We start from the raw sequence: 2,388 nt of genomic DNA, 5'->3' as shown, positions 1-2,388 counted from the left end.
AAGTATTCAGGCAATAATAACTTGAGTAGGTCTTCTGTTTTCATCCTCTGCAAAAATATCAATTTTTAATATTAATCCCCAACTTTTGAAACTGATCCTTTTTGATTTTTCCTTTTAGGGGTTTCCAACTCTATATTTACCTCATTGAATAAGTCTAATTGAATGCTTTGGGACAAATAACCTTTATCACCAAGCAACACACAATCAGACATTTGATGTTTTATATCCTGTAGAAAATGGATGTCGTGAACAGATGCAGGAGAAATGTCAAAACTCTGAAAAACCCCAGAAATAGAACAAACTGCATGTAATTTATAGCCATAAAAATGGAGATTCTGCGAAGCGCAAAATCCTTTGTTGGGATAAGCGTAATCTACATCTTTACAAATCCTGCTTCTGGAGGAACGAGATAGTTTACATATTTCCAAAGGCATGCTGTCTACTACAAAGTAATTTTCAGATTCATTCAATTTATCCACCATTTTCATTCTTATTTCTTCGATAAAAGGAAATAATTTTCGCTTTCTCCTATTGTAAACACTTCTATCAATTTTTGGTTCAATTTCAAAACCCTTTATATCTCTAAAAAGTTGATGTTCGGAATCAATGGACTTAAATTCAGCCAAAATAATCAAACTAATCAACTCTATATCAGACAGTTTTGGTTTTATTGGTTTAAAATAAAAATTTTCAATTTCTGATATTTCTCTTAAATTATCTAAAATTAAATTGTAACTTGCTTCAAGGTTGCTCATAATTGTATTTGATTGGTAGTCAATACAATATACTAATTTTTAGTTACTTGAGCAACCTTTTCTATAATGCACTACGGGTTACTAAATTAAAATATTATGAACAATCAAGATTACAACAAAGCTGAAAAAGCAGTAGCCAACACAGAAAATACTTTAAGAAATGCCGCAACTGATGCAAAATGGAAAATCAGTGATTTGGCAGACAGAGCTAGAGATTACATCAACGAAAAAAGGAATAATGATGAAGAAGCTTCTCATGAAGATTGGCTAGACAGAGTTAAAGCAAACGTATCTGATACTTGGGAAGATATAAAAGACGGAGCAAACGAAGCTTGGGAAAAAACTAAAGATGCTGCAGAAGATGTAAAAGCAGAATGGAATAAGAAAATAAACTAATAGTTTTTTAATCTTATATATATTATCAGAAACGAGGTCTTTTTTTAAGGCTTCGTTTTTTTTGTTATGCTTTAAACACAAATATTTGTTACATTTGTAGCTTAATAAACATTAAAAAATTATGTCATACGGTTTACTTAAAGGCAAGAAGGGAATTATTTTTGGAGCCCTTAATGAACAATCTATCGCATGGAAAGTTGCAGAAAGATGTCACGAAGAAGGTGCAGAATTTATCTTATCTAATGCTCCTATTGCCCTTAGAATGGGCGAGTTAAACGGTTTAGCTGAGAAAACTGGTTCTGAAGTGATTGGTGCAGATGCAACTTCGGTAGAAGATCTTGAAAAACTTTTTGATGCCGCTATTGCTAAATTTGGAAAAATAGATTTCATACTTCACTCAATAGGAATGTCTATCAACGTAAGAAAAGGTAAACATTATACAGATATGAATTATGATTGGCTGGAAAAAGGTTGGGATATTTCTGCGGTGTCTTTTCACAAAGTGATGAGAGTGGCTTATGAGAAAAATTGCATGAATGAGTGGGGAAGTATTTTAGCACTTACTTATATTGCAGCTCAGAGAACATTTCCAGATTATAACGATATGTCTGATAATAAAGCTTATCTAGAAAGTATTGCTAGAACTTTCGGAAATTATTGGGGAGAAAGAAAAGTACGTGTTAATACAGTATCGCAATCTCCAACACCTACTACAGCTGGTAGTGGCGTAAAAGGTTTTGGTGGTTTCTTAGGATACGCTGAAGATATGTCTCCCCTTGGTAATGCAACAGCTTTAGAATGTGCAGATTACTGCGTAACTTTATTCTCAGACCTTACTAAAAAAGTAACGATGCAGAATCTTTTCCATGATGGTGGTTTCAGCAGTTCTGGGGTTACTCAAAAAGTTATCAGCAAATACGATGCAGAATAATTCTTATATTTTATACAAAATTAAACAATATTATTAGAGAGAGTTCGGTAAAATACCGAACTCTTTGCTTTTATGTTAAGTCTTATTCTGTGGTGGTTAATTTCTTTTTCAGTACTTTAGATAAAATTTCTTAGAGTGGATCATCTGGGATTTAATATACCAAATTAATTATCAAATAGTCACACTCTGCATAATTGCTTTTTTTAAGGTAGTGTCCTACTAACTGTGTAAGTAGAAAAGTTATTCTGAAAAATTTTGAGCCCTCAAAGCTCAAAAAATTTTTCGGAAACCTAACGAAGTGGTTCG

General features: G+C 32.5%; 3 protein-coding genes. 2 read left to right on the top strand and 1 reads right to left on the bottom strand.

Going from position 1 to position 2,388, the window contains the following annotated elements; all coding sequences use genetic code 11:
- Positions 1 to 71 precede the first annotated feature (71 nt).
- Positions 72 to 755: an IS982 family transposase gene (locus IV513_RS15305; protein ID WP_262897357.1), complete on the bottom strand. Its 684-nt coding sequence runs from the start codon at positions 753 to 755 to the stop codon at positions 72 to 74.
- A 96-nt stretch (positions 756 to 851) separates the two neighbouring features.
- Here IV513_RS15305 and IV513_RS15300 point away from each other — a divergent pair, with 96 nt between their 5' ends.
- Positions 852 to 1,151 carry a hypothetical protein gene (locus IV513_RS15300; protein WP_209391421.1) on the top strand — a complete coding sequence of 100 codons (300 nt, stop codon included), beginning with the start codon at positions 852 to 854 and terminating at the stop codon, positions 1,149 to 1,151.
- Positions 1,152 to 1,272: 121 nt separating this feature from the next.
- Positions 1,273 to 2,082 (top strand): enoyl-ACP reductase, encoded by an 810-nt coding sequence (locus IV513_RS15295; RefSeq protein ID WP_209391420.1) that lies wholly within the window; start codon positions 1,273 to 1,275, stop codon positions 2,080 to 2,082.
- Positions 2,083 to 2,388: the final 306 nt, after the last annotated feature.

This window comes from Chryseobacterium sp. RR2-3-20 (genome assembly GCF_017808115.1).
In the GTDB taxonomy this organism is placed as follows: Bacteria; Bacteroidota; Bacteroidia; order Flavobacteriales; family Weeksellaceae; genus Chryseobacterium; species Chryseobacterium oryzae.
Note: the sequence above shows the minus strand (reverse complement) of the source record. Positions and strands in the feature narration are given on the sequence as shown.

Excerpts from the sequence above, each read along its gene's own strand:
- IV513_RS15305 (WP_262897357.1), bottom strand. The coding sequence starts at position 755 with ATGAGCAACCTTGAAGCAAGTTACAATTTAATTTTAGATAATTTAAGA.
- IV513_RS15300 (WP_209391421.1), top strand. The coding sequence starts at position 852 with ATGAACAATCAAGATTACAACAAAGCTGAAAAAGCAGTAGCCAACACA.
- IV513_RS15295 (WP_209391420.1), top strand. The coding sequence starts at position 1,273 with ATGTCATACGGTTTACTTAAAGGCAAGAAGGGAATTATTTTTGGAGCC.